This is a genomic window from Microbacterium resistens (assembly GCF_021172025.1).
Taxonomy (GTDB): domain Bacteria; phylum Actinomycetota; class Actinomycetes; order Actinomycetales; family Microbacteriaceae; genus Microbacterium; species Microbacterium resistens.
The window spans coordinates 983920-1002904 of the sequence record NZ_CP082781.1; the positions used below are offsets into that span (position 1 = coordinate 983920).

Genomic DNA, 18985 nt, shown 5'->3' on the forward strand with positions numbered 1-18985 from the left:
CTTGATGTCGAGATAAATCTATCACGCATCCGGTGAGCGATCGGCCGCTTCCTTGGGCGCGTCGCGCGGGTACAGAGCTCGGACCGCGAGCCAGGTGACGGCGACCATCGGCGCGAACAGCGGCAGACCCATCACGATCTTCAGCGTGCCGAGCGCCGTGACGTTCCCGGCGAAGTAGAGCGGGAGCTGCACGGCGAGACGGGCGAAGAACAGCGACGCCCATGCGACGGTCAGCCAGAAGAACACACGACGCTTGCGGCGATCCGCGCGCCAGGCCTGCCCCTCCCCCATGAGCAGTCCCGCCGCGACGCCGATGAGCGCCCACCCGACCAGCGCGGAGACGAGCAGGACCGAGCCGTAGATCGCGTTGGTGAAGAAGCCCGGGACGAAGTTGTCCTGTCCCCGGCCGGTCCACAGCGCCAGCCCCGCGGCGAAGGCGACGGCGACCAGGCCGCCGATGGCGGCGGACGGCGGCGACTTCTGCAGCAGGCGCACGACGGAGAAGACCGCGGCGAGGCCGACGGAGATCCCGAGCGAGAGCACGAGCGGCTCCGGTCGGAGGGTGTAGATCAGGACGAACGCGAGGCTCGGCAGGACGGACTCCAGAACTCCCCGCCAGCCGCCCATCGCCCGCCAGACCACGTGCCCGGCATGGGCGTCGGCGGGCGCGTCGATCCCCATCCGGCGCGCCGCACCGCCGAGCGCCGAGGCGAACGCCTGCGAGGGGTCTGGGGCCGAGGATCCGGTTGCCGGCGGCGGCGTGTACCGTGCGTCCGCGGGCGCGGGGGCTCCCGCGTCGTCGGCGCCCGGCGACCGGTCCTCCCGCGGGTCGCTCACGCCGTGCCGGGCGCCGCGGGCATCCGCAGCGGGATGAGGTCCCGCGGCGGCATCGGCGAGCCGCCGCGCACCACGACGATGGAGCGGAACAGATCCTCGACCGCCGCCGCGGCCTCGGGATCGGAGGTGGCCGCGCCGCCGATGACGCCGCGCAGGAACCATCGCGGCCCGTCCACGCCGACGAATCGGGCGAGGCGCAGGCTGGTGCCGTCGCCCGCGACCGTCGGCACTTCCGCGAGCAGCTCGGCGCCGAGCGCGGTCTCGCGCTCCTCCACCCGGCCGCCCTGCTGGGTGATCTGCTCACGGATCTGGGCGCGCGTCTCCTCCCAGAGGCCCGACGACCGCGGGGCCGCGAACGGCTGGACCTGAAGGGTCGAGTCCGCGTAGTCCAGGCCGACGGCGACGATGCGCTTGGTCTGCTCCTCGACCTCGAGGCGGAGGTTCAGGCCCTCTCGCGGGAGGATCTTGATGCCGCCGAGGTCGATGTACGGACGAACAGGATTCGCCTCCGTCTCGTCGAACGGCCCGTCCACGGAGCGGTCCCCGTGCAGGGTCGGGACCTCCGCGGCGGCGGACTCTGTCGGCTCTGTCGGCTCGATGCTGTTGTCGTCGGTCATGCTCTCTCCTCCGCGCCGCTCGGGGCGGCGCTCTGGGTCTGGTATCCGCTGGAGCCGAACCCGCCCGCTCCGCGGACGCTGTCCTCCAGCGAATCCACGGGGATGAAGCGGGCTCGGGTCACCGGCATCACGATCATCTGGGCGATCCGGTCGCCGGGCGCGATCTCGTACGCCTCGCGCGGATCGGTGTTCAGGAGGCACACCTTGATCTCGCCGCGGTACCCCGCGTCGACCGTCCCCGGGGAGTTCACCACGGTGATCCCATGCTTGGCGGCCAGACCGCTGCGCGGGACGACGAACGCCGCGTATCCCTCGGGGAGGGCGATCCGCACACCGGTGCCGATCAGGGCCCGCTCCCCCGGCGCCAGCACGACCGCCTCGGTCGAGACGAGATCCGCGCCCGCGTCACCGGGGTGGGCGTAGGCAGGGACCTCGGGGGCGATAATGGGGACGTCCACGGTATCGGTCACGAGAAAGAGGCTAATGCAGAACCTCGCCGACGACGCGCGTCCGCGGTACAGCGAGCGTCTCACCCCCAGTCTCTGGCTCTTTCTGGCCGCCGCCGTCGGAGGACCCATGGTCACGCTCACGCTGATCCCGGTCGGCTCGGTCGTCGCGCTCGTGATCGGCTGCGCCGCCACGGCGGCGATCATCGGCCTGATGGTCCTCGCCTCTCCTCGTGTGCGGGTGGGCCGGCGGACGCTGCGCGCCGGCAGGGCGCACATCGATGCGCGGTGGTTGGGCGAGCCCTCGGCGCAGACCGGAGAGGCGGCGCGCGTCGCGCGCGGAGCGGGCCTTCCGGCACGCGGGTGGCATCTGATCCGCGGCGGCATCGACGGGGTGGTCGTGGTGCCGATCCTCGATCCCGACGATCCCGCCCCCACCTGGACCCTCTCGACGAGGACCCCCGACCGTCTGGCGGCGGCGATCGACGCGGCCAGACGCACGGCCGCCGACGGCTGACCCGGCGCGCGGCCGTCACCGGAAAGCAGAACGCGCCCTGGACCGGAGCGGTCAGGGCGCGAACGTCCGTCGGGTCAGGCGGCGCATTCCTTGCAGATCGGGCCCGACGCGTCCTCGTGGTCGAGCTGCGAACGGTGCTTCACCAGGAAGCAGCTCATGCAGGTGAACTCGTCCTGCTGGGCCGGGAGGACGACGACGTCGAGCTCGACGTCGGACAGGTCTGCGCCGGGCAGGTCGAAGTTGCTCGGGTTGTCGGAGTCCTCGTCGCCGACCGAGCCCGACAGCTTGTCGGGGACGCGCTCCTTGAGAGCCTCGATCGACTCGCTCTCGTCTTCGCTCTTGCGCGGGGCGTCGTAATCGGTTGCCATTGCGGTGATTCTCCACTTTCGTGATGCGAGTGGCGCGGTGCCGGGGGTATCGCTTCGTGCCGACTCAGCGGCGTGCCGTCGGGTGTTCGGCGGCCATAGTTTGCACGACCCGCGATCGTTTGGCAAATGCCGCGCTTCCGCCGATCCAAACTCGCGGCACGCCCACGCTATTCCCGTCCCGCGTCCGGGGCCCGTGACACGATGGGCGCACACCCATCAGAGGGGCTCTGCCATGGAACACGTCACGATCGTCGGCACCGAAGACAATCTCCTCGTCCTCGCGACGGAGTCGGGGACGCGCTTCGCCCTGCCCGTCGACGAGGTCCTGCGCGCCGAGATCCGGCGGGCGCGCGCACGCCAGGAGGAACGGGTGGCTCCGCTGGCCGCGAGCCCCCGGGAGATCCAGGCCCAGATCCGTGCCGGGCTGTCCGCCCGCGAGGTCGCCGAGCTCCTCGGCGTCCGCGTCGAGGACGTCGAGAAGTTCGAGGGACCCGTTCTCGCCGAGCGCGAGCACATCGTCGGCCAGGCCCTGGCCGTCCCCGTCCTCATCGGCAGCGAGGTCGAGCCGGACGCACAGCCCACCTTCGGGGTGGCGATCCGCGCCAAGCTCGCCGACGTCGGAGCGACCGCCGAGCGGTGGGCGAGCTGGAAGGACGAGTCCGGCTGGATCATCAAGCTCGAGTTCACCGCGTCCGAGGTCGACCACGACGCCCGGTGGAGCTTCGACCCCCGCCGCAGCGTCCTCTCACCCCTCAACGCGGACGCCACCCAGCTCTCGCGGCAGGGCTCGCTTCCCGAAGGGCTGATCCCGCGCCTGCGCGCCCTCGACAAGGAGCGCCCCTCCCCCTACAAGGACGACTCGCGCTTCGACTCCGGCGCGTTCGGACCGAGACTCGTTCCCGCCCCGAACGAGTCGCGGGAGGACGGTCGCGAGGAGAACGCCGCGCCGCAGCGATCCGCGCCCGCCGTCCAGGAGGCCGCGACCAACCGCGCACCGCAGGTCGCCTCGACGCCGTCGGACACCGCCGATCTGCTCGAGGCGCTTCGGCGGCGCCGCGGTCAGCGGGAGCTGGCGCCGAGCGCGGACGAGGCCGACGAGGCGCCCATCGCCCTCTTCGACGCCCTCGAGCCCGGCTACCGCGCGGGCACGGAGGATGCGACTCCGGATCCCGCTCCGCAGCCTTCGGCGCCCGCATCGCACGACGAGTCCGGCTCCCGTCGTCGCCGCCGCGAGATGCCCTCGTGGGACGAGATCGTCTTCGGCGCACGCACCGACGACTGAGCCCGAGCTCCGCGTCCCCCGAGCGCCCGCGCCCTCGCGCTCCTCGTCGCCAGATCAGGCAAACACACCAGAACAGGCACCGCTGGGCCCAAACCGCCTGAGCTCGCGCGTTCGCCTGACCCCACGCGCATGCCGGAACTCGCGCGTGACTCCTGCGCAAGAACCAGGCCCACGCCAGATCAGGCAAACACGCGAAAACAGGCGCCCCTGCGTCCAAACCGCCTGAGCTCGCGCGTTCGCCTGATCCACGCGCATGCCGGAACTCGCGCGCGGGGTCAGGAGGATCCGGTGACTTCTGGGTCAGCGGGCGAAGGCACCCATCCGCAGCAGGGGGACGCGGAGCTCCTCCGGGGTCAGCGAGCCGTGCTGGCCGACCATGTCCTGGGCCTTCTGATCCTCCGCCGCCCCGTCGTACAACGCCCAGGTTCCCCGCGCCGGGATCACGAGATCGCCGATCCGGGCGGCCGCGTCCGCGGTGACCTCGGCCCCGAACAGTCCGCCGGCGATCGCCTCATCCCGGGTGAGCACATCCGCGGCGCCCTCCGTCCCGGCCGCCCACGCGCTGCGCGCAGAGCCGAGGCGGTCCGGATCGTCGAGGTAGACGTGCAGCATGCGCGGCTCGCCGCCGATGTGCGCCACCCCGTCCCGCATCGGACCCGATTCATCCACGATCAGGTGTCGGTGACGGGGGACGTCGACCATGCCGTGATCCGCGGTCACGAGCACACCGACGCCACGCGGGACAGGGACGGAGAGCGCCGCGTCGATGTCCTCCAGCGCGGCCACCCACTCGGCCGACGCCACACCGTCCCGGTGCCCGGCCTTGTCCGCCTCCGGCAGGTAGCAGTACACCAGGGCGCCGTCGTTCTCCTCGGCGAGCCCGAGGGCGAGCGCGACCCGGTCGGCCCCGGACTTCGCGGCGTGGAAGTCGGCGCCGCGCAGCGTCGCCGCGCTGAAGCCGCTCCGCGCGTACGCGGGCAGGCCCACGGCGTGGACGGGGTGGCCGAGGGCGCGCGCACGCTCGAAGACGGTCGGCTCACGCTGCCACGACGCCGGATCGATCCGCTCCTGCTCCCACCCGCTGAGCTGGTTCACGAGCCGGCCGCGCTCACGGTCGAGGACCCGGTAGCCGACGAGCCCGTGCCGCCCGGGCGCGACTCCTGTGACGAGACTCGTCAGGGCGGATGCGGTCGTGGACGGGAAGACCGAGAACGCGACGTCGCGCTTGGTCATGGCCGACGCCAGGGTGCGGGCATGACCCGCGTGCGCGCGCAGCTGCGCCGCGCCCAGCCCGTCGATCACGACGAGGACTGCCGAGCGCACCGCGGGCAGCGGCTCGGCCTCACCGCGGTTCACGGGGGGATCGGCATCACGGGGGCTGCCGATGGCGTCGAGCAGGTCCTGCGCCACCCCGGTGATGCTCCGGGCGGTCGGCGGCACGGCCGGTAGCATAAGGGTCATCCGAGCCAGTCTCGCACGAGTGCCTTCGTGTGAGTCCCGGGCCGGACCCGGCGTCGAGGACCGCCTCCGCCGGCACCCGACCGACGCAGGAATCCCATGCCCCGCAGCACCACGCCGCCCGAGCCGATCGACGAGCGCATCCAGGACATCGACCTGACCAGCGAGATGCAGGGCTCGTATCTCGAGTACGCCTACTCCGTGATCTACTCGCGCGCGATCCCGGACGCCCGCGACGGCATGAAGCCCGTGCAGCGGCGCATCCTGTACCAGATGGCCGAGATGGGCCTGCGTCCCGAGCGCGGCCACGTCAAGAGCGCCCGCGTCGTGGGCGAGGTCATGGGAAAGCTCCACCCCCACGGCGACTCGGCGATCTATGACGCCCTCGTGCGGCTCGCCCAGGGCTTCGCGCTGCGGGTGCCGCTCGTCGACGGGCACGGCAACTTCGGATCGCTGGATGACGGTCCGGCCGCCTCCCGCTACACCGAGGCCCGCCTCGCCCCGCCGGCGCTGGCGCTGACCGAGAGCCTCGACGAGGACGTCGTCGAGTTCATCCCCAACTACGACGGCCAGTTCCAGCAGCCCTCCGTGCTCCCCGCCGCCTTCCCCAACCTGCTCGTCAACGGGGCGAGCGGGATCGCCGTGGGCATGGCCACGAACATGGCGCCGCACAACCTCATCGAGGTGGTGGCCGCCGCGATCCACCTCCTCGAGCACCCGGAGGCCACGACCGAGGAGCTCATGGAGTTCGTGCCCGGCCCGGACTTCCCCTCGGGCGGGATCCTCATGGGCCTCGACGGCGTGAAGGACGCCTACGCCAACGGCCGCGGCGCGCTGAAGGTCCGCGGAAAGGTGTCGATCGAGTCGCTCGGCCCTCGGCGGACCGGGATCGTCGTCACCGAGCTGCCGTACATGGTCGGCCCCGAGCGCCTGATCGAGAAGATCCGCGACGCGGTGCAGTCGAAGAAGCTCCAGGGGATCAGCGACGTCACCGATCTCACCGACCGCAACCACGGCATGCGGATCCAGATCGGGATCAAGACGGGCTTCGACCCGAACGCCGTGCTGGAGCAGCTGTACCGGCTGACCCCGCTCGAGGACTCGTTCAGCATCAACAACGTCGCCCTCGTGGAGGGACAGCCCCGCACCCTGGGGCTCAAGGAGCTGCTGTCCGTCTACGTGACGCACCGGCTCGAGGTGGTCACCCGTCGCAGCCGCTTCCGTCTCGCGCGCCGAGAAGAGCGTCTGCACCTGGTCGAGGGACTGCTGATCGCGATCCTCGACATCGACGAGGTGATCCAGGTCATCCGCTCCTCCGACGACGGAGAGCAGGCCCGGGCCCGGCTCCGCGACGTCTTCGACCTCTCGGAGCCGCAGGCCGAGTACATCCTGGAGCTGCGTCTGCGCCGCCTGACGAAGTTCTCGCGGATCGAGCTGGAGAGCGAGCGCGACAAGCTGCAGGCCGAGATCGCCGAGCTCCGCGACCTGCTCGGCAGCGACGCCCTCCTGCGCGCGCAGGTCGCGCGCGAGCTGGACGCCGCGGCCGAGCAGTACGGCACGCCCCGGCGCACCATGCTCCTCAACGCCGCACCGCCCAAGCCCCGCGTCGCCAAGGGCGCTGCCGTCGACCTGCAGATCGCCGACACCCCGACGGTGGTCGTGCTCTCCACGACCGGGCGCGCCGTGCGGGTGGACCTCGCCGAAGGGCAGGAGCTCGCCGCGGGAACGCGGCGCAGCAAGCACGACGCGGTCCTCGCGACCCTCGCGACGAGCACCCGGAGCGAGATCGGCGCGGTGACGAGCGCCGGTCGGGTCCTGCGCTTCTCCCCCGTCGACCTGCCCTCGGTGCCCTCGTCGTCCGTCCACCTGGCCGCCGGGGTTCCGCTTCGGGACTACATCGGCCTTCTCGACAAGAGCGAGAAGGTTCTGTCGCTCGTCCGCTTCGACGACGACACGCCGCTGGCGCTCGGAACGCGCGCCGGAGTGGTCAAGCGGGTGGTGCCATCGGGCCTCGCCGCGCGGCCGGAGGTCGAGGTCATCGGGCTCAAGGCAGGTGACACGGTCGTCGGCGCCGCCGCGGCCCCGGACGACGCCGAGCTCGTCTTCGTCAGCTCGGATGCACAGCTGCTGCACTTCCCTGCGTCGTCTGTGCGTCCCCAGGGCGGCGCCGCCGGCGGGATGGCGGGGATCAAGCTCGCCGCCGGAGCGGACGTGGTGTCGTTCTCGGTCGTGACGGATGTCGCGGACGCGGTCGTCGTCACCGTCTCCGGCGCGGACGGCGTGCTCGCGGGCACGGATGCGGGTCGGGCGAAGGTGTCCTCGTTCACGGAGTTCCCCGGGAAGGGCCGTGCCACCGGCGGCGTCCGCGCCCACTCGTTCCTCAAGGGCGAGGACAGGCTCCGCCTCGCCTGGGCCGGTCCGTCGCCTGCCCTGGCGGTCGGCCCCGACGGTGCCGCACGCACCCTGCCGGAATCGGGAGCCAAGCGGGACGCGTCCGGCCAGACGCTGGATGGCGTCGTGGGATCGATCGGCCGGGCCCTCGGCGCATGACGGGCTCCGTCGTCCTGGTCTCCGGTCTCCCCGGCGTCGGCAAGACCACGATCGCTCGTGCGCTCGCCGGCGCCGCGCCGAGGGGTGTGCACCTGGACAGCGATGACATCGGCGAGTCCTTCATCGTGTCCGGGCTGGTCGTCCCCGGCGCCGAGCCGGCGGACGAGGCTGAGCGTCAGCTCGCCCTGCGCCGCGAGAACCTGTTCGCTCTCTCCCGCAACTACACGGCCGCCGGCTTCGACGTCGCGGTCTCCGATGTCGTGCTGTGGCCGGGACTGCTGCGCGCGTACCGCATCGGCGTGTTCGCACCGCTCCGGTTCGTGCTTCTCACCGCCTCGCCGGAGGCGGTCTCGGCGCGCGACGCCGGACGGGACAAGCAGGTGGCAGCCGCCTGGACCCATCTTCGTGCCGCACAGGACGCCTGGCAGGCGCCCGGCCTGCGCATCGACACCACGACGTTGACCGCGGAGGCGACCCTCGAGGCGATCCACGACGGCTGGGACGCGGCGCTGGTCTGACGACCAAGACCCGCACGGATCGACGTCGGCTCAGCCGGTCCGCGTCCGCCCGAGGTCTTCGAAGCCCTCGGCGATGACACGGGAGAGGGTCCGCGCGTGGACGCCGTCCGGATCCAGGTCCGGATCGAAGATCGTGACGGAGGCGCCCCACGCGGCGGGGGCGAGGCCCCGGAGCAGCTCGATCAGCTCGTCCGGCGAGAGACCTCCCGGATCCGGGCTGTCGACCGCCGGCATGTGGATCGGGTCCAGGACGTCCACATCCACCTGGATCCAGTACCCGCCGTTCATCCCGGGCACGGAACGAACCCGCCCGGCCGCCCTCGCCCCGCCGTGCAGGATCACCTCCGATGCGGGGATCACGAGCGCCAGCGCCGCCTCGACCTCCGCGAGATCCTCGTCGTCGTCCCGGCATCCGACGTGCGCCACGCGATCCCCCGCGACGTAAGGGCCGAGCCCGTCGATGTCGGCGATCGCGGGGATGTGCCGGCCGACGAGCGCGGCCAGCCCCTCGCCGCCGACGGCGCCCACCGCGGGGCTGTTGCCGAGGTGTCGGAAGTCGGTGTGCCCGTCGACATGCACGAATCCGCCGCCGACGACGCGGGTGGCGAGTCCGGCGGCCACGGCGATGCTGCAGTCGCCGCCCAGCACCAGTGGAGCGAGCCCCTCGCCGCGGAGCCCGACCAGGCGGGCGGCCAGGCGGCGGGCGTGCTCGACGATCGCCTCCTGGTTGCGGACGACGTCGTGCGGGCGCGGTGCGTCCACATATCGCCCCGGCAGCACGACCCCGGCGTCGACGGCGCCGGCGCGGATCAGCCGCTCATGCAGCCCGGCCTCGCGCAGGGCCTCGGGCGCCTTGGCCGTCCCGGGGACCGCGCCGGGCTCGGGCGGGTTCAGTCCGAGGTTGGTGGGCGCCGAGAGGATCGCGATCATCGTCCCAGTCTGTCAACCGGCACCGACACCGGCCACCGCGGGGTCACGGTGCATCCACACGTCGATCCCGTCGTCCTCGTCGACCACGAACCCGTGCCGTGCGTACAGACGCTGCGCGGCCGAGCCGACCAGCACCTGCAGACGCAGACGGGTCATGGGCGCCTCTGCGCAGAGCGTCCGCAGGACCGCGGACCCGATGCCTCGGCCCTGGTGCGCGGGGTCCAGGTAGAACATCTCCAGCCACAGGTCGCCGCCGTCCGGCCGGAGCGTCACGGTGCCCACGGTCTCCTGGCCGATCAGGATCATCCGGGTGTTCCCGGGCGAGAAGTGCGCGACGACGCGGGCCCGCGACCGCTCGGGGTCCCAGCCCACGAGCCGGTCCAGATCCGCGCGCAGCGTCACCGCCTTGAGCGCGACCACGGTCTCGAGGTCGCCGGGCGTCGCGGGACGGAGGATCGGATCGCCCGCGGACAGCCGGGTCACGCGTCGATCGACTCGCGGGCGAGCTGGTCCGCGGAGTCCACGATGAACTCGCGCCGCGGCGCGACCTCGTTGCCCATCAGCAGCTCGAAGACGCGGCCGGCCTCCTCCGCGTCCTCCATCCGCACGCGCCGGAGCAGGCGTCCCGACCGGTCCATCGTGGTGGTGGCGAGCTGCTCGGCATCCATCTCGCCGAGACCCTTGTACCGCTGCACGGGCTCGTGCCAGCGCTTGTTCTGCTTGCGGAGCTTCGCCAGCAGGCTGTGCAGCTCCTGCTCGCTGTACGTGTAGACGGTCTCGTTCGGCTTGGATCCGGGGTTGATCACGATCACCCGGTGCAGCGGCGGCACCGCGGCGAAGACCCGGCCGTCCTCGATGAGCGGACGCATGTACCGGAAGAACAGCGTCAGCAGCAGCGTGCGGATGTGCGCGCCGTCCACGTCCGCGTCGCTCATCAGGATGACCTTGCCGTAGCGCGCGGTCGAGAGATCGAACGACCGGCCCGAGCCGGCACCGACGACCTGGATGATGGATGCGCACTCGGCGTTGGAGAGCATGTCGCTGACCGACGCCTTCTGCACGTTGAGGATCTTCCCCCGGATCGGGAGGAGCGCCTGGTACTCGCTGTTGCGGGCGTGCTTGGCGGTGCCGAGCGCCGAGTCGCCCTCGACGATGAACAGCTCGGACTCCGTGACGTCGTTCGTCCGGCAGTCGACGAGCTTGGCGGGCAGCGACGAGGATTCCAGCGCGTTCTTGCGACGCTGCGTCTCCTTGTGGGCGCGGGCCGAGACGCGCGCTTTCATCTCCGCGACGACCTTGTCCAGCAGCATGGAGGCCTGGTTCTTGTCGTCGCGCTTGGTGGACGAGAAGCGCAGGCCCAATTCCTTGCGCACCACCTGCGACACGATCGTGCGCACGGCCGGGGTCCCGAGGACCTCCTTGGTCTGTCCCTCGAACTGCGGTTCGGGCACGGTGACCGTGAGGACGGCGGAGAGCCCGGCGAGCACGTCGTCCTTCTCGATCTTGTCGTTGCCCGCCTTCAGGCGCCGGGCGTTCTGCTCCACCTGGCTGCGCATGACCTTCAGCAGCTCCTGCTCGAAGCCCTGCTGGTGCGTGCCGCCCTTGGGCGTCGCGATGATGTTGACGAAGGAACGGATCGTCGTGTCGTAGCCCGTCCCCCAGCGCAGGGCGATGTCGACCGTGCACTCCCGTTCGACCTCGGTCGCCCGCATGGAGCCGTCCGGCTGCAGGACCGGCACCGTCTCGGTGAACGAGCCGCTCCCCTGCAGCCGCCAGGTGTCGGTCACCGGGGCATCGGTGGCCAGATACTCGACGAACTCCGAGATCCCGCCCTCGTACAGATAGGACGTCTCGTTCACGGTCCCGGCATCCTCGCCGTCCGCTACGCGCGACGCGCGCTCGTCGCGCACGACGATCTCGAGCCCCGGCACGAGGAACGCCGTCTGCCGCGCCCGGTTCTCCAGATCGGGCAGCTGGAACGCCGCGTCCTTGGTGAAGATCTGGCGGTCGGCCCAGTACCGCACTCGCGTGCCGGTCACGCCCTTCGGCGCCTTCCCCACCACGCGCAGCTCGCTGCTTTTCTCGAACGGCGTGAACGGGGCGTCCGGTCGTGGCTCGCCGTTGTCGTCGAACACCCCTGGCTCGCCGCGGTGGAACGACATCGCGTAGGTCTTCCCGCCGCGGTCGACCTCGACGTCCAGACGCTCCGACAGCGCGTTGACGACCGATGCGCCGACGCCGTGCAGACCGCCCGAGGCCGCGTAGGAGCCGCCGCCGAACTTCCCGCCCGCGTGCAGCTTCGTGTAGACCACCTCGACGCCCGTCAGCCCGGTCCGCGGCTCGACGTCCACCGGGACGCCGCGTCCGCGGTCGCGGACCTCGACGCTGCCGTCGGCGTGCAGCACGACGTCGATGCGCGTGCCGTTGCCCGCGACGGCCTCGTCGACGGAGTTGTCGATGATCTCCCAGAGGCAGTGCATGAGCCCCGGGGACCCGTTCGATCCGATGTACATGCCCGGGCGCTTGCGAACGGCTTCGAGGCCCTCGAGAACCTGCAGATGATGGGCGGAGTACTCGGCGGTCACAATCCTCCATTTTATGGGCCTCTGCGCGGCGCCCTCGGAGGACACTCCCGTCCGGGGCCCTCGCGGGCGCGCGGCGTACGCGCTGAGCGAAACACGCCGTCGCGCGGGCATGACTCCCAGGTCCGCGTGGTTGTATTGAGCACGCTCCACCGCGTACCCGACAACCGAGGAGGCACCGAGATGAACGCGACAACCGAACGGGAAGCGCCCGCCTTCGAGCACCGCCTCACGGCGATGGATCGCTGCGACTCCTGCGGCGCGCAGGCCTACATCGCCGCCGTGGTCAACGGCAGCGAGCTGCTGTTCTGCGCCCACCACGGTCGCAAGTACGAGGAGAAGCTGCGTGCCGTGGCCACGAGCTGGCACGACGAGACGGCCCGCCTCCTCGACGCCTGACCGTCCCACCGACTGATCGAGACCCCGCGCCCTGCCACAGGGCACGGGGTCTCGCCGTCTCCACCCGGGGCGCCGCTCGCGGGCGAGCCCGTCAGGACACGTGACGACGCCGCACGCGCGACGCCAGGCGGGTGAGGATCTCCTCCCCGACCGTGTCGATGCTCTCCGCCAGCGTCGTCGCCGACGACTCTCCCCTCGTACCGGGCCCGAACAGGACGACCTCGTCGCCGGGAACGGCCCCGGGCCAGGCCTCGACGTGGACCGTCGCGAGCTCCACCGCGCGCAGTGGTCGGGGCCCGGCGGGGGTGCCGACGTCGACGCGACCGGCCAGGATGCTGGGGATCCCGTCGAGCGCGCCGATCCCGACGACCGCCTCTCCGTCCCGGACCTCCTCGACGCGCGCGCACAGCGACGCGATCGGGGCGAGTCCCGGCAGTTCGGGGCCGTCCGCGGACCGGATCCCGTAGCAGAACGCACCGACGCGGACGAGGGATCCGCGCAGCTCCGGCCGTGCCCAGGTCGCGGCCGACGCCGTCAGATGCGTGAGCGGCGACGACGCTCCGGCGCGCGCCGCCTCGTCCACCGCGCCGAGGAAGCGCCGGTGCGCGGCGTCGTCCTCCTCGTCGCTGGCCTCGGCGATATGACTCCAGACGCCGACCAGGTCGGCGTTCGCGTGGCCGCCGTGCCCGAGGACGCGGTCGAGCCCGTGAGCCCATTCCCCCGCCGACAGTCCGCTGCGATGCAGGCCGGTGTCGATCTTCAGGTGGATGCGGGCGCGGGCGCCGACGCGCTCGGACTGCGCGAGGACGCGCTCCAGGTAGGCGAGCGAACCGACCCCGAGGTCGACGCCGGCGATCAGCGCCTCGGCGATCTCGTCGTCCGCGGATGTCGCCCAGGCGAAGAGGCGCGGGCCGGAGCCGATGGCGTCGCGCAGGCCGACCGCGGTGGGGATGTCGTAGGTGCCGACCCAGTCGACGCCCGCCGTCACAGCGGTCTCGGCGGCCCATCCGGCGCCGTGGCCGTACGCGTCGTCCTTGACCACGAGCATCAGGGAGGACGGCTCCACGCGGTCACGGAGGACGGCGAGGTTCCGGCGGAACACGGTCTCATCGATGCGGAGCTCCGGACGAGTCATCACGCCTCCCAGGCCCGATCGCTGCGCTGCCCGGCCACCGCCACCAGCTCCGGGATCGAGAGCCCGGTGTGCGAGGCCCATGTGGCGAGAGCTCCGGCGAGCGGGCCGCGGCCGCCGAAGTAGGTCACCTCCGCGTCGTCCGGGACCTCGGCGTCGCCGATGTCCAGCACGCAGACGTCCATCGCGATGCGCCCGACGATCGGGAACACCGCGTCCCCGATCGCCGCGTGGGCGTGGCCGCCGAGGGAACGCACGACACCCTGCGCGTAGCCGCCCGTGACCAGCGCCAGGCGGGAGTCGCGCGGTGCGCGATACCGATAGCCGTACGAGACCCCGGCTCCCGCGGCGATCTCCTTCGTGGACAGCACGCGGCCCGTGAGCCGCATCACCGGCTCCCCGGGAAGAGTGCCGTCGGGCAGCGGCAGGCCGTAGAGCAGGTGCGGATCCAGGTCGGGCTCCACGTCGACCGACGCGGTGATCCCCTCGAGGCGCAGCGCGCCGGCTTCGGCGTCGGAGTCGACGAGGACGCCCCGCGCGCCGGCGGCCACCACGGCCTGCGCCACGGCGAGAAGGCCGTGCCCCCACGCGTCCCGGCGGAGGTCGGCGATCCCCGGACCCCCCGCCTCGACCGCACGAGCGGCGCCGAGCGCGAGCGCGGAGCGGGAGATGAGGGCTCGCAGCATGGCGCTCCGGGACAGCTCACTCACTCCGCCAGCCTACCTTTCGCCCTGTCGGCCGCCTCCGTGAGGAGGCGGTCACACCTGCATGTACGTGAAGACCTCGCCGTCGACGTTCTTCTCGATCGCGGCCCTGGCGCCCGCCGCGAGCTCATCCAGGGCGGCATGCGCGTCGCCCGTCGCGTAATGGAGGCCTCGCCGATCCACGACCATCGAGAGGATGGCGTCGGCGAACCGCGGGTTCAGCGGGAGGACCGGTCCCTGGACGTTCGTCGCGAACGCGCTGCCGGCGCGCACCGCCTCCCCCGTCCCGCCCGCGTGCGGGAACGACCCCTTGCCCGCGCGCACCGTGCCGTAGGGCTGCGCCCCGTCGTCGAGGCGCCAGGTCGACGCGTGGTCCTCGAACCCGATCAGCGGGCCGTCGGCGGTCTCGGCGATGATGTAGCCGACGCGGCGCTCACGCGTCCGTTCCACCCGGAACGGCAACAGGCCGAGGCCGTCGAGCACCTCGCCGTCCAGCAGGGTGACCCCTGCCGACAGCAGCTCCGCCCCGCCGCCGACGGCGAGGACGGGGACGTCGTCCTGCAGCGCACGGGCGAGCTCGTCGCGGCGTGCGCGCAGATCGTCGGCGACGATGCGCATCGCCGACAGCGGACCGTTGCCGATCACGATCGCGTCCGGGCTCTCGGGGGTCGGATCCCCGATCCCGGCGTGAAGGACCTCGACATCATGGCCCGCGCGCTGCAGGCGGGTCTCGAGAGCACGCACGTTGCCGCGGTCTCCGGTCACGCCGAGCTCGCGCGGGTAGAGCTGCACGATGCGGATCGTCTCCGCAGCCGGGGTCTCGCTCATCGTCGTGCCACCTCCTGGTCGCCGTGACCGAGGATCCGGCGCCCGATCATCATGAGCTCGTAGTTCACGAACCAGGTCTGACGTCCCGACGCCGTGTCGGGAAGAGACCGCATGTGCGCCACGGCCTTCTCCATGTCCGGCTCGACGAGCCCCATCGGGATTCCCGCGTGCTCGAGCCGCAGGGCCAGCTGATAGGCCTTCTCGCCGGTGACGACGTCGACATGGTCCAGGACGTCGAGGTCCACGTCGTAGAGCCACGAGACATCGGGCGTGCCCTCGTCGATCGCGAGCAGCAGACGCTCCGGAGCGCCGTCCAGCGCGTCCAGGTTCATCTGCAGGCTCGGTGCGTTCTTGAACATCACGAACTCGACCTGCTCGCCGTCGGCGGCGCCGCGCAGCGGGATCACCTCGCCGCGGCCGTACGCCGGAGCCATCCGCGCGAAGCCGTCGGCGGCCGCGTCCGCCGCGAACGACGAGCCCAGGACCCGCGCGGCCACCGTGAGGGCGGCTGCGGCGTCCGCCGCGTAGTGGAGGCCCTTGGCCGGAAGGGTGATGTCCACGGCGGAGCCGTCGACCGACACCGTCACCGCGCGTCCGTCCACCGCCGTCACCTCGGCGAAGGCCCGGTGCCCGAGGGCCCCGGCCTCGCCGCTGCGGGTGTCGTCCGCGTTCGCAAGCCCGTGCGCGGACGCGGCGATGATCTCCGGCGCCACGCCGAAGAAGGACACCTCGCCGCGCATCGCGTCGACGTCGATCTTGCTGAGGTACGGGTCGTCCCGGTTCACCACGACGTGGGACGACGCGCGCGTCGACGCCTCGAGCATCATGTCCGCCACGCGCTCGGTCTCGTAGAACCGGTAGAGCTGGTCGACCTGCACGTTCAGCGACAGGATCACGGACGGCGAGAGCAGATCGGCGAGATCCGCCGCGTACCCCTCATCCACCTCGAGCACGGCGACGTCCGCGCGCACACGACCGGTGAGGGTCGCATCCGCGAGCAGCGCGCTCGTCACGCCCTGCGGGAGGTTGGCTCCCGTCGGGTTCGTGAACACCGTGAGCCCGTGCGCGCGCAGCACCTCGCTGACCATGTGCGTCGTGGTGGTCTTGCCGTTGGAGCCCAGGACGAAGACGACGCCGTGCGGGAACTGCCCCGCGAGCGTCGGCAGCAACGAGGGCGCCAGACGGTTCGTCAGGTACCCCGGGAACGCCGAGCCGCCCCCGCGCAGGCGCGTGGCGAACCGAGCGAGCTTTCCTGCCGCGACGGGAAAGACGTAGCGGAGCCCGGGTGTGCGTGCGTGCGGCGGTCGCGCCTCACTCAAGGTAGTCACGCAGCGACTGCGACCGGCTGGGGTGCCGGAGCTTGGCCATGGTCTTCGACTCGATCTGACGGATGCGCTCTCGCGTCACCCCGAACGTGTCCCCGATCTGGTCCAGCGTCTTCGGCTGCCCGTCACCGAGCCCGAATCGCATGCGGATGACACCCGCCTCGCGCTCCGACAGCGAGTCGAGCAGCTGCTCGAGCTGCCGCTGCAGCATGGTGAAGCCCACCGCGTCGGCCGGGACCACCGCTTCGGTGTCCTCGATCAGGTCACCGAACTCGCTGTCCCCGTCCTCGCCGAGCGGCGTGTGCAGGGAGATGGGCTCGCGCCCGTACTTCTGCACCTCGATGACCTTCTCCGGAGTCATGTCGAGCTCCTTGGAGAGCTCTTCCGGAGTGGGTTCGCGACCGAGGTCCTGCAGCATCTGGCGCTGGACGCGGGCGAGCTTGTTGATGACCTCGACCATGTGCACCGGGATGCGGATGGTGCGGGCCTGGTCCGCCATGGCGCGCGTGATCGCCTGGCGGATCCACCACGTGGCGTAGGTGGAGAACTTGAAGCCCTTGGTGTAGTCGAACTTCTCCACCGCGCGGATGAGGCCGAGGTTGCCCTCCTGGATCAGGTCCAGGAACTGCATGCCTCGTCCGGTGTAGCGCTTGGCGAGCGAGACCACCAGGCGCAGGTTCGCACCGAGGAGATGGCTCTTCGCGCGCTGGCCGTCGCGGGCGACCCACTGCAGGTCGAGACCCAGCTGGCTCGACTTCTCCGCCGCCGACATGGTCGACAGCTTCTCCTCGGCGAACAGGCCCGCCTCGATCCGCATCGCGAGCTCGACCTCTTCGGCCGCGTTCAGGAGCGCGACCTTGCCGATCTGCTTCAGGTAGTCCTTGACCGGGTCCGCCGTGGCGCCCGTGATCTGGGTCGAGTAGACCGGGACGTCATCCTCGTCGCTCGAGGACAGCACGATGGCGCCCGTCGGCAGCGGCTCGCTGAACGCGGGCTTCTTGCCGTCCTCGTCGTCCCCGTCCGCCTCCGCGGCGGCGTCGGTCTCCGAGGCGCCGGCCTTGGCGTCGTCCTCGGGGATCTCGATGTCCTCGTCGACGGGCTCGTCGTCCTCGTCGGACTTCTTCTTCCGCCCACCGCTCTTCGCGGTCGAGGTGGCCGCGCCCGACGTCTTCTTCGCCGTCTTGGGCGCCCCGGCCTTCGTGGTCGCGGTCTCGTCGGCGACCGTCTCGTCGACGGTCTCGTCCGCTGCGGTCGCCGTGCTCTTCGTCGTCCGTGCGTTCTTCTTCGTGGCAGTCGTCACGTTTCGCCTTTCACGGGGGCTGCGCGGGCACCCCGGGCCATTTCGGACACTAGTAAGACCCTTGTCAAGTCCTCACATCGCGCACGATGAATGGTTGACAACGGGTCGGTCCTCCAGTATTGCACATCCTCAGAGCGATCGCGCCCGATTCGACGGATCTCCGTGGAACTTCGCCGCCGCGGCCGGAACGGGGCGGATGCGGGGCCGGTGATCAGCTCAGGCCACCGCGATCCTCGTCGGTCGGCCGGGAGGCGAGGAAGCGCTCCAGCTCGGCCGCCAGCTCGTCCGCGCTGGGCAGGGTCCCCTCGGCGAACCCTCCGCCCATCTCCACGGACAGGCCCGCCATGTACGCGTCGTGACGCTGCTCGAGCGTGCTGATCATCTGCCGCAGCTCGTCGTTGCCCTGCACCTGCTCGTCGACTCGCGCGAGATACTCGGACTCCTTCTCATGGAGGCCGTCCGTGGTCAGGACGAGACCGGTCGCCGTCATCAGCCGGTCGGCCACCGCGAGGACGGCGCCGGGGTGCTCGGTGTCGGCGAGGTAATGGGGAACCAGCAGCACGAACCCGGCGACGCGGGCGCCGCTCTGCGCGAAGCGGTACTCGAGGAGGTGGCCGACCGTTGCGGGGACCTGCGTGCGGGGACGCCACACGGAGTGCGCCGCGATCAGGTCGCTGCGCGTGCCGCTGACCGTGGTGCCGAACGGGCGGGTGTGCGGCACCGGCATGGCGATGGAGTGCGCCCAGGTCACGCTGCTCGCCCCGTATTCGGCCGCCAGGTCCTGGACCGCGTCGGAGAAGGCGTTCCACAGGAAGTCCGGCTCGTATCCGGAGAGCAGGAGGAACTGCTGCCCGAGAGCGTCGTGCGCCAGGGAGAGCTCCAGCCGGGACGGGCGGAACCCGGTCAGGTGATCCTGATCGAAGGTGATGATCGGCCGACGGGCCCGGTAGTCGAGGAGGAGGTCGTTGTCGAAGACCACCAGCGGCTGGGGAGACGTGGTCTCCTGGAGGTGGTCGATCAGACCGGACACCGCGGATCCCGCGTCGGTGAATCCGGTCAGCAGAACGATCAACGGCAGGCCGTCGGGCACGGCCGGGGCGCTGGCGACGCGTTCGGAGAGTTCACCGGAGAAGGGCATGCTCCCATGCTACGAGCCGTGCCGACGGGCGGGTCCGATGACCGCTGAGAGCGA

19 protein-coding genes are annotated in these 18985 nt (G+C 71.5%); 5 read left to right on the forward strand and 14 right to left on the reverse strand.

The features are described 5' to 3' along the window. Positions 1-21 precede the first annotated feature (21 nt). The 3 genes from K8F61_RS04700 to dut are packed head-to-tail and all read right to left on the reverse strand — an operon-like array spanning position 22 to position 1924. Positions 22-837, reverse strand: a complete 816-nt coding sequence (locus K8F61_RS04700; RefSeq protein WP_231820846.1) for a DUF3159 domain-containing protein — start codon at positions 835-837, stop codon at positions 22-24. After that, complete coding sequence (locus K8F61_RS04705) at positions 834-1454, reverse strand: DUF3710 domain-containing protein (RefSeq protein ID WP_231820847.1); 621 nt, start codon at positions 1452-1454, stop codon at positions 834-836. The genes K8F61_RS04700 and K8F61_RS04705 overlap by 4 nt, the downstream gene beginning before the upstream one ends. After that, a complete protein-coding gene (gene dut, locus K8F61_RS04710) occupies positions 1451-1924 on the reverse strand; it encodes a dUTP diphosphatase (RefSeq protein ID WP_067247730.1) in 474 nt (157 codons plus the stop codon). Before dut ends, K8F61_RS04705 begins: the two co-directional genes overlap by 4 nt. Before the next feature lie 13 nt (positions 1925-1937). On the opposite strand from dut, the gene K8F61_RS04715 reads away from it, so the two are divergent. Then, a complete protein-coding gene (locus tag K8F61_RS04715; RefSeq protein ID WP_231820848.1) occupies positions 1938-2417 on the forward strand; it encodes a DUF3093 domain-containing protein in 480 nt (159 codons plus the stop codon). A gap of 74 nt (positions 2418-2491) precedes the next feature. Here the strand turns inward: K8F61_RS04715 and K8F61_RS04720 are convergent, their stop codons facing one another. Beyond that, on the reverse strand, positions 2492-2785 hold the full coding sequence (locus K8F61_RS04720) for a DUF4193 domain-containing protein (RefSeq protein WP_067247723.1): 294 nt from the start codon (positions 2783-2785) through the stop codon (positions 2492-2494). A gap of 232 nt (positions 2786-3017) precedes the next feature. On the opposite strand from K8F61_RS04720, the gene sepH reads away from it, so the two are divergent. Beyond that, the gene (gene sepH, locus K8F61_RS04725; protein WP_231820849.1) at positions 3018-4067 is read left to right on the forward strand and encodes a septation protein SepH; all 1050 of its coding nucleotides are present in this window, start codon (positions 3018-3020) and stop codon (positions 4065-4067) included. A 300-nt stretch (positions 4068-4367) separates the two neighbouring features. On the opposite strand, the gene K8F61_RS04730 is transcribed toward sepH, so the two are convergent. Next, positions 4368-5528: an alkaline phosphatase family protein gene (locus K8F61_RS04730; RefSeq protein ID WP_231820850.1), complete on the reverse strand. Its 1161-nt coding sequence runs from the start codon at positions 5526-5528 to the stop codon at positions 4368-4370. 96 nt (positions 5529-5624) lie between these two features. Between K8F61_RS04730 and K8F61_RS04735 the strand changes: the two genes are divergently transcribed. Both K8F61_RS04735 and K8F61_RS04740 read left to right on the forward strand, forming a co-directional pair. Beyond that, complete coding sequence (locus K8F61_RS04735; RefSeq protein ID WP_231820851.1) at positions 5625-8075, forward strand: DNA gyrase/topoisomerase IV subunit A; 2451 nt, start codon at positions 5625-5627, stop codon at positions 8073-8075. After that, positions 8072-8593, forward strand: coding sequence for an AAA family ATPase (locus K8F61_RS04740; RefSeq protein ID WP_231820852.1), 522 nt, complete (start codon positions 8072-8074; stop codon positions 8591-8593). The genes K8F61_RS04735 and K8F61_RS04740 overlap by 4 nt, the downstream gene beginning before the upstream one ends. Positions 8594-8623: 30 nt before the next feature. Here the strand turns inward: K8F61_RS04740 and K8F61_RS04745 are convergent, their stop codons facing one another. The 3 genes from K8F61_RS04745 to K8F61_RS04755 are packed head-to-tail and all read right to left on the reverse strand — an operon-like array spanning position 8624 to position 12108. Continuing rightward, complete coding sequence (locus K8F61_RS04745; RefSeq protein ID WP_231820853.1) at positions 8624-9523, reverse strand: arginase family protein; 900 nt, start codon at positions 9521-9523, stop codon at positions 8624-8626. Positions 9524-9535: 12 nt separating this feature from the next. Beyond that, positions 9536-10006, reverse strand: coding sequence for a GNAT family N-acetyltransferase (locus K8F61_RS04750; RefSeq protein WP_067247710.1), 471 nt, complete (start codon positions 10004-10006; stop codon positions 9536-9538). After that, complete coding sequence (locus K8F61_RS04755) at positions 10003-12108, reverse strand: DNA gyrase/topoisomerase IV subunit B (RefSeq protein WP_231820854.1); 2106 nt, start codon at positions 12106-12108, stop codon at positions 10003-10005. Before K8F61_RS04755 ends, K8F61_RS04750 begins: the two co-directional genes overlap by 4 nt. A 180-nt stretch (positions 12109-12288) precedes the next feature. Here K8F61_RS04755 and K8F61_RS04760 point away from each other — a divergent pair, with 180 nt between their 5' ends. After that, positions 12289-12504 carry a DUF7455 domain-containing protein gene (locus K8F61_RS04760; protein WP_067247707.1) on the forward strand — a complete coding sequence of 72 codons (216 nt, stop codon included), beginning with the start codon at positions 12289-12291 and terminating at the stop codon, positions 12502-12504. Positions 12505-12595: 91 nt separating this feature from the next. On the opposite strand, the gene K8F61_RS04765 is transcribed toward K8F61_RS04760, so the two are convergent. From K8F61_RS04765 to K8F61_RS04790, 6 genes are all read right to left on the reverse strand, one after another. Next, on the reverse strand, positions 12596-13639 hold the full coding sequence (locus K8F61_RS04765; protein ID WP_231820855.1) for an alanine racemase: 1044 nt from the start codon (positions 13637-13639) through the stop codon (positions 12596-12598). After that, positions 13639-14346, reverse strand: coding sequence for an alanine racemase (locus K8F61_RS04770; protein WP_231820856.1), 708 nt, complete (start codon positions 14344-14346; stop codon positions 13639-13641). Before K8F61_RS04770 ends, K8F61_RS04765 begins: the two co-directional genes overlap by 1 nt. Positions 14347-14394: 48 nt before the next feature. Then, positions 14395-15168 (reverse strand): type 1 glutamine amidotransferase, encoded by a 774-nt coding sequence (locus K8F61_RS04775; protein WP_219085415.1) that lies wholly within the window; start codon positions 15166-15168, stop codon positions 14395-14397. Then, positions 15165-16496, reverse strand: a complete 1332-nt coding sequence (locus K8F61_RS04780) for a MurT ligase domain-containing protein (RefSeq protein WP_231820857.1) — start codon at positions 16494-16496, stop codon at positions 15165-15167. The genes K8F61_RS04775 and K8F61_RS04780 overlap by 4 nt, the downstream gene beginning before the upstream one ends. Then, the gene (locus K8F61_RS04785; protein ID WP_219085414.1) at positions 16480-17793 is read right to left on the reverse strand and encodes an RNA polymerase sigma factor; all 1314 of its coding nucleotides are present in this window, start codon (positions 17791-17793) and stop codon (positions 16480-16482) included. The genes K8F61_RS04780 and K8F61_RS04785 overlap by 17 nt, the downstream gene beginning before the upstream one ends. Positions 17794-18004: 211 nt before the next feature. After that, entirely contained in the window at positions 18005-18931 is a 927-nt protein-coding gene (locus K8F61_RS04790) for a proteasome assembly chaperone family protein (RefSeq protein WP_231820858.1), read from the reverse strand. Positions 18932-18985 lie beyond the last annotated feature (54 nt).